The following is a 7,138-nucleotide window of genomic DNA, read 5'->3' on the forward strand; positions in this document are numbered from 1 at the left end:
GTGGGCAAGTCCTCCTGCGCGGCCGCCGCGGCGGTGACGCTGACGGAGAAGGAGGGGCCGGTGCTCCTCATCTCCACGGATCCGGCGCACTCGCTGTCGGACGTGCTGCAGAGCCGGCTGACCGACACCGAGACCCAGGTGAAGGGCACCAAGGGCCTATACGCGCGCGAGCTGGACATGGCGGGCTGGTTCAATGCCCTGCGCAAGCGGCTGAAGGAGAAGGCGGAGAAGGCCTTCGAGGGCGCGCCCAAGGCGGGCAACGACGTGCCGGCGGATCTGCTCTACCTGCGCAACCTGCTGGAGTGCGCGCCCCCGGGCATCGACGAGCTGGCGGCCATGTCCGTCCTCACCGACGCGCTGGTGCAGGAGCGCTTCAAGCGCATCGTGGTGGACTCGTCGCCGGTGGTGATGTCCGTGCGCGTGGTGGAGCTGGCGGACACGGCGAAGACGTGGCTGGGCGCGCTGCACACGGTGCTCAACAAGCACCGCGCCAAGGGGCTGGCGGACCTGGCGGACGACATCGCGGGGATGATCAAGCACGTGAAGCGCTTCGAGGACGCGCTGGCGTCCCCCAGCGAGTCGCGCTTCGTGGTCGTCACGCGCGGCGAGGAGCTGGCGGCGTCCCGCACGGAGCGGCTGGTGGAGTACCTGAAGGAGCGCAAGCTCCAGGTGGAGCGGGTGCTCGTCAACCGCGTGGGCCCCAAGTCCACCTGTGAGAAGTGCGAGAACCGCCGCAAGCTGGAGCTGAACGCGGCCAAGGCCATCGAGAAGAAGATCGGCCTGCCGGTGACGATGGCGCCCGCGCTGGGCCGGCACCCGGCCGGACTGCGCGAGCTCAAGGCGTTCCGCACCGCGTGGTACGCGCTGTCCGCGCCGCCCGCGAAGATCAAGGCGGCCTGACGCGACGCCTGACTCCCTAGCGGGGGCCGGGCAGCAGCAACTGGGACAGCGGCAGCCGGTGCGGGATCACGCGCCGGGCCTGTCCCAGCAGGTCCATGGCGTTCGAGCGCAGGGAGCGCAGGCCCTGGGGCGCCGGAAGCTGTTCCCGGTCCAGGTGCGTGGCCCACGCGGGGCCGGCGAGCAGCAGCACCACCGCCGGCACGATGCACAGGCCCACCACCGCTCCGGCGCCGCCCAGCGTGCCCACGAGCCGCAGCGTCGGGGATGCCTGGATGCGCGGGCGCTGCAGGGCCGCGAGGATGCGCGCGAAGAGGGCGCCGCCGAGGATGCCCAGGCCAGTGGCCAGGAGCCAGCTCAGGCCCCCCAGCGTCGTGCCCAGCACCGGCGCCAGCAGCTCCGGGGCCGCGGCCCCCAACAGGAAGGCGAGGACGAAAGGCCCCGCCGCGACAATCGCCACCAGCCCCCACTGCCTCGCGTTCAGTCCGTGCACAGGCATTCCCCCCGCTTCCGCAAAAGAGGATGGGCACCGGCAGGCAGGCGCGCCAGGGTGATGCGCCCTTGCGCGGGTGTAGGCGTGCGCGGGACGTCACTTCCGCTTCAGGCGTCGCACTCCGACGGGCTGTCGGTGAAGGAGCCCAGCGCGTCCGGGAAGGTGAGGACGCCCCCGGTGCTCAGGGTGCCCAGGAGGGGCTTCTGGCCCGGGAGCGTCACCTCCACGGCGCGGCCCCGGACAGTGTAGGTGCCCCGGGTGCGGGACTCGCGGGGCGTGCCGGAGTCGTCCACGTCCCGGTGCCAGAACTCCACCCGCCCGCCGTCCTGGAAGCGCAGGGAGCGGGTGGTGCCATAGACGCCGACGCCGGGGCCGTACCAGGACACGGCGCGCACGAGGGCGGGCACGTCCGACTCCTTCTCCGGGGTGCGGCCCAGGAGCTTCTGCCAGCCGAGCGTGTCCCGGATGACGTCCAGGTCGGCGTCGGCTTTCGCCCGCTTGAGCCGGCGCGGGTCCAGGCGCACGGCGGTGGTGAGCTTCTCCACGATGACGTCGCGGTGGGCGCTGTACTCGCACACCTTGCCCTGCTTGCGCAGCAGGCCCAGGGTGGCGGCGACGTTGTAGTGGGCCAGGGCGTAGTCCGGCTTCGCCTGGGCGGCGGCCTGGAACCGGGCCAGGGCCTCCGGGTAGTTGCCGGCCTGATAGAGCCGGAATCCCTGGGTGTTGAGGGCCTGGCCCGAGGGGGGCGTGGGCGGGGTGGCGGACAGCGTCAGGGCCAGCAGGGACAGGGCGAGGACCATGTCGCTCCAGACGGGAGGGGGCCTGGGACATTCCAGGGGTGCGTAACCGCTTGCGCGTTGAAAGGCTTGAACCCTGGTGCTAGTTCCGCGCCATGGCAACCGGCATTGGCTACGCGCTCGACTTCGAGCGCCCGCTCATCGAGCTGGAGAAGAAGATCGAGGAGCTGAAGGTCCTCTCCACCAGCGGCACGGTGGACTTCTCCTCCGAGATTTCGAAGCTGGAGAAGAAGGCGAAGAAGCTCCAGACGGAAATCTTCAGCGACCTGACGCGCTGGCAGGTGGTGCAGTTGTCGCGCCACAACGCCCGGCCGTACTTCCTGGACTACGTCCAGCACCTCTTCACGGACTTCTTCGAGATGTGCGGCGACCGGCACTTCGGCGAGGACCCGTCCATCGTCGGCGGCTTCGCGCGCTTCGACGGCAAGCCGGTGATGGTCATTGGCCACCAGAAGGGGCGCAACACGAAGGAGAACATGGCGCGCAACTTCGGCATGCCGCGCCCGGAGGGCTACCGCAAGGCGCGCCGGCTGATGGAGCTGGCCGAGCGGATGGAGAAGCCCATCCTCACCTTCGTGGACACGCCGGGGGCGTACCCGGGCATCGGCGCGGAGGAGCGCGGGCAGGCGGAGGCCATCGCCGTCAATCTGGAGGTGATGAGCCGGCTGCGCGTGCCCATCATCTCCACGGTGGTGGGTGAGGGTGGCTCCGGCGGCGCGCTGGCCATTGGCGTGGGCAACCGCGTGCTGATGTTCCAGAACAGCGTCTATTCCGTCATCAGCCCGGAAGGCTGCGCGTCCATCCTCTTCCGCGACGCCACCAAGGCGGACAAGGCCGCGGACGCGATGCGTCCCACCGCGCCGGACCTCCTGGAGATGAAGATCATCGACGAGGTCATCCCCGAGCCTCCCGGCGGCGCGCACCGCGACCCGGCCAAGGCGGCGGAGGCCCTGGGCAAGACGCTGCGCAAGCACCTGGGGCAGTTGGCGGAGCTGTCGCCGGACGCGCTGGTGCACGACCGCTACAAGAAGTTCCGCGCCCTGGGCATGTTCTCCGGCAAGTAAGAGGTTCATCCCGCATGCGACCGCTCGTTCCTCCCTACGTCGAGACGCTCAAGGCCTACGTTCCGGGCAAGCCCATCGAGGAGACCGAGCGGGAGTACGGCCTCACCGGCGTCATCAAGCTCGCCTCCAACGAGAACCCGCTGGGCCCCTCGCCCCGCGCGGTGGAGGCGATGAAGAACGCCGTCGCGTCCGTGCACCTGTACCCGGACGCGACGAGCTTCCACCTGGTGCGCCGGCTGGCCACGCACCTGGGCGTGAAGCCGGAGGAGGTCGTCCTCGGCAGTGGCTCCAACGAGCTCATCGAGCTGTTGATGCGCACGTTCACCACGCCGGAGGAGGAGATCCTCCTGTGCCAGGGCTCGTTCCCGGCGTACCGCATCTCCGCGCAGGCGCACGGCCGTCCGTTCGTGGAGGTGCCCATGCGCGAGGGCTTCCGCTACGACCTGGAGGCCATGGCCCGCGCCGTCACGCCGCGCACGCGCATGGTGTTCCTGGCCAACCCGGACAACCCCACGGGCACGGCGTTCGGCCGCAAGGACCTGGAGACGTTCCTGGCCGCGGTGCCCAAGGACGTGCTCGTCATCCACGACGAAGCCTACGCGGAGTTCGTGGACTGGCCCGACTACGCGAGCGGCGTGGAGCTGTTCCACGCGCACCCGAACCTCGTGGCGCTGCGCACATTCAGCAAGATCCACGGCCTGGCCGGCATCCGGCTGGGCTGCGCGGTGATGGACGCGAAGCTCGCGGGGTACGTGCACCGCACGCGGATGCCCTTCAACCTCACGGTGGTGGCGCAGGCGGCGGGCATGGCGGCGCTGGACGACACGGAGCACGTGCGCCAGACGCGGGAGAACAACCACGCGGGCCTGCGCTTCTACGAGCAGGAGCTGCCGAAGCTGGGCGTCACGCTGTCGGAGAGCCACGCCAACTTCGTCTTCGTGGACTGCCACCGGCCCGCGGGCGCGGTGTACGAACAACTGCTGCGCCGGGGCGTCATCGTCCGGCCGATGGCGGGCAACGGCTTTCCCACCTGTCTGCGCATCTCCGTGGGCACGCCCTCCGAGAACGCGCGGTGCGTGAGCGCGCTGAAGGAGATCCTGTCATGAGCCCGCGTCCGTTCATCGTCGCCATCGACGGGCCGGCCGGGGCGGGCAAGTCCACCGTGTCCAAGCTGCTCGCGCGCCGGTTGGGGTTCGCGCTGGTGGACACCGGCGCCATCTACCGCTGCGTGGCGTTGATGGCCTCGCGCGAGGGCATCGCGTTCGACGACGACGCGAAGCTGGGCGAGCTGCTCGGGCGCGTGCGCATCCACTTCCAGGTGGTGGGCGAGGAGAACCACGTGTTCCTGGGCACCGAGGACGTGTCCGGGGAGATCCGCACGCCGGCCATCTCCATGGGCGCCTCGCAGGTGTCGGGCCGGCCGGTGGTGCGCGCGGGGTTGCTCGCGCTCCAGCGCAGGCTGGCGTTGGAGACGGAGGCGGGCGCCATCCTGGAGGGGCGGGACATCGGCACGGTGGTGTTCCCGGACGCGGACGCGAAGTTCTTCCTCGCGGCCGACCCGGAGGTGCGTGCGCGCCGCCGCTTCGAGGAGCTGTTCCAGAAGGGCGTGGACAGCAGCCTGGAGGCCGTCCTCACGGATCAGACGCAGCGGGACGCCGCCGACTCCGAGCGGACCGTGGCGCCCCTGAAGGCCGCGGACGACGCGGTGCGCGTGGACTCCAGCAGCATGCCCCTGTCCGACGTCGTGCGGACCCTGGAGCAGGAGATTGAGCGCCGCAGGGCTGCTCGCGGCGGCTGACGCGTTCGCGGCGGCGCAGGGCCCGCCGCGACGCCGCCTCCGTCAGAAGCTGACTCCGTCCGTGGCGGGCGGGGGCACCGTCATCGCCAGCCGGGCCCGGGTGCCGTCCTTCTCGTAGAAGCGGTGGTACAGGTACAGGTCCGCGAGCACCTGCTTCACGTAGCCGCGCGTCTCCCGGTAGGGGATGGACTCCACGAAGAGATCCAACGGCAGCGTGCCCCGCTCCTGCGTCCAGCGCACCGCCGCCTTGGGCCCCGCGTTGTAGGCCGCCGCCGCGAGCGCCGGGTGGGCGAAGCGCTTCATCAGCTGCGCCAGGTACCACGCGCCATAGCGGATGTTGCGCTCCGGGGCGAAGAGGTCCGCCGGGGCAGGCGCGGGCTCCGACATCTTCAGCGCGATCTCCGTGGCCGTGGGCGGGATGATCTGCATCAGCCCGCGCGCGTCCGCCGCGCTCATGACCTCCGGACGGAACGCGCTCTCCCGCCGCATGATGGCCCACACCAGGAACGGATCCAGCGCCTGCCGCGTGGCCTCCGCCTCCACCGCCTGCGAGAACGCGCGCGGATAGAACGCGGCCAGTGCATCCGGGGCCTTCGCTCCGAACGCGCGGCCCCACAGGTAGCGCGCCGCCACGATGTGCGCGTGGCCGTACTCGCCCAGTTGCAGGAGCGCGTGCGCGAACGGCAGCGCCTGATCCGCTGAGCGCAGGCCCGACACGCGCGACTGCACCTCGTCCGCCGCGTCGCGGAAGAGGCCCGCGCGCGTGAGGGCCACCGCCAGCTCCAGCTCCGGAGGACGGGGCAGGGTGAGCTGCTTCGGCGGCTGCGGGAAGGCGGCTGGCGGGGTGCGTCCCAGCTCGTGCAGTCGCTCCGAGGCCAGCAGCGCATAGAACGACGCGGGCGCGGCGCTGATGACCGCCTCGTAGGACGGGCCCACCGCGGCGGCCTTGGCGCCCCCCAGCTCGTCCGCGCGCGCCATCCAGTAGCGGGCCTGCGGCGCGAGGGACGTCTTGGGATACGCCGTCACCAACTCGTCCAGGGCCTGCTTCGCCCGGGGGTACTGCTCCAGCCGCAGGTGCGCCAGGGCCCGGAACCACATCGCCTCGTCGCGGCGGCGCGAGCTCTTGTAGCGCTTCTCGTAGTCCGCGAAGGACTTCGCCGCGTCCTCGAAGCGGCCGCCCTGCATGTCCAGCCACGCGGCGAAGAACGCGCCTTCCTCGCCCGCGGCCTGGGACGGATACGCCTTGTCCAGCGCCACCATCAGCGCGCGCGCCTTCGCGTTGTCATCCGAGCGCAGCGCCCGGCGCGCCACCACCAGCGCGGCCTCCGCGGCGATGGCCGGCGGCCCCTTGCGCGCCACCGCGAGCGCCTTCTCCGCTTCCTCCGGCTTGCTCCGCGCGAAGAGCACCTGGGCCCGGAGCAGCGCCACCTGCGCCTGCGCGGGGGCGCCCTTCACCAGCGACCGCTTCTCCGCCGTCTCCAGCTCCTCCTGGGCCCGGGTCGCCGCGCCCGCGGAGAGGAACCCCTTCGCGCGCTGGAGGTGTTCGGGGAGGGTCAGCTTCACCGCGGGCTTCAACGCGGCCAGCTTCTCCAGCGCCTCCTCCGCGTAGGGGTGGGTGGGAAAGCGCAGCGCCACCGCCTTCAGGTCCGCGCGCAGGCCCGCGGCGTTGCCGGTGGCCGTGCGCGTCAGCGCCCGCTGGAAGAGCAGCTCCGGGGTGGGCTGCGCCGCCGCCGCCGACTCCAGCACCGGGGCCGCGTCCTTGGGCCGGTGGGCCTCCAGCAGGGCCTCTCCCAGCCGGGCGCGGGCGCGCACCGCGAGGGCCGGGGAGGCCTTCTCCAGCGCCCGTTCGAAGTCCCCGGCCGCGCCGTTGGGGTCGCCCGCGTAGAAGCGCGCCTGTCCCAGGTAGAAGGCCTGGAAGGCCTCCAGGGGCGGCGGGGCGGGGTGCCGGGCGAGCAGGTCCCGGGCCAGGGCCGCGTCACCGTCGGAGAGGACCAGGGTGCCGGCGAGCAGGCCCAGGCGGCCGGCATCGGGGCATTTCTTGGCCTCGCAGGCGGTGAGTTCGGCCTGGGCGAGGGCGGCGGCGTCAGGC

The 7,138-nt window shown here is 71.8% G+C and carries 7 protein-coding genes; 4 read left to right on the forward strand and 3 right to left on the reverse strand.

The window, feature by feature from the left end; genetic code table 11:
• On the forward strand, positions 1-900 hold a 900-nt coding region (locus D7Y13_RS35545; protein ID WP_158626181.1), incomplete at its 5' end, for an ArsA family ATPase.
• Between the two features lie 16 nt (positions 901-916).
• Here D7Y13_RS35545 and D7Y13_RS35550 read toward each other — a convergent pair.
• Together D7Y13_RS35550 and D7Y13_RS35555 are read right to left on the reverse strand one after the other, a co-directional pair.
• On the reverse strand, positions 917-1,396 hold the full coding sequence (locus D7Y13_RS35550) for a hypothetical protein (protein ID WP_120533021.1): 480 nt from the start codon (positions 1,394-1,396) through the stop codon (positions 917-919).
• Between the two features lie 101 nt (positions 1,397-1,497).
• The gene (locus D7Y13_RS35555) at positions 1,498-2,190 is read right to left on the reverse strand and encodes a tetratricopeptide repeat protein (RefSeq protein WP_199732764.1); all 693 of its coding nucleotides are present in this window, start codon (positions 2,188-2,190) and stop codon (positions 1,498-1,500) included.
• A 92-nt stretch (positions 2,191-2,282) separates the two neighbouring features.
• On the opposite strand from D7Y13_RS35555, the gene D7Y13_RS35560 reads away from it, so the two are divergent.
• The 3 genes from D7Y13_RS35560 to cmk are packed head-to-tail and all read left to right on the forward strand — an operon-like array spanning position 2,283 to position 5,049.
• A complete protein-coding gene (locus D7Y13_RS35560; RefSeq protein WP_120533020.1) occupies positions 2,283-3,251 on the forward strand; it encodes an acetyl-CoA carboxylase carboxyltransferase subunit alpha in 969 nt (322 codons plus the stop codon).
• A 14-nt stretch (positions 3,252-3,265) separates the two neighbouring features.
• Complete coding sequence (gene hisC / locus D7Y13_RS35565) at positions 3,266-4,357, forward strand: histidinol-phosphate transaminase (protein ID WP_120583610.1); 1,092 nt, start codon at positions 3,266-3,268, stop codon at positions 4,355-4,357.
• Positions 4,354-5,049 (forward strand): (d)CMP kinase, encoded by a 696-nt coding sequence (gene cmk / locus D7Y13_RS35570; RefSeq protein WP_120583611.1) that lies wholly within the window; start codon positions 4,354-4,356, stop codon positions 5,047-5,049. The genes hisC and cmk overlap by 4 nt, the downstream gene beginning before the upstream one ends.
• A gap of 42 nt (positions 5,050-5,091) precedes the next feature.
• On the opposite strand, the gene D7Y13_RS35575 is transcribed toward cmk, so the two are convergent.
• The coding region (locus D7Y13_RS35575; RefSeq protein ID WP_120630937.1) for a transglycosylase SLT domain-containing protein at positions 5,092-7,138 on the reverse strand (2,047 nt) is incomplete at its 5' end.

This window comes from Corallococcus praedator (assembly GCF_003612125.1).
Classification (GTDB): Bacteria; Myxococcota; Myxococcia; order Myxococcales; family Myxococcaceae; genus Corallococcus; species Corallococcus praedator.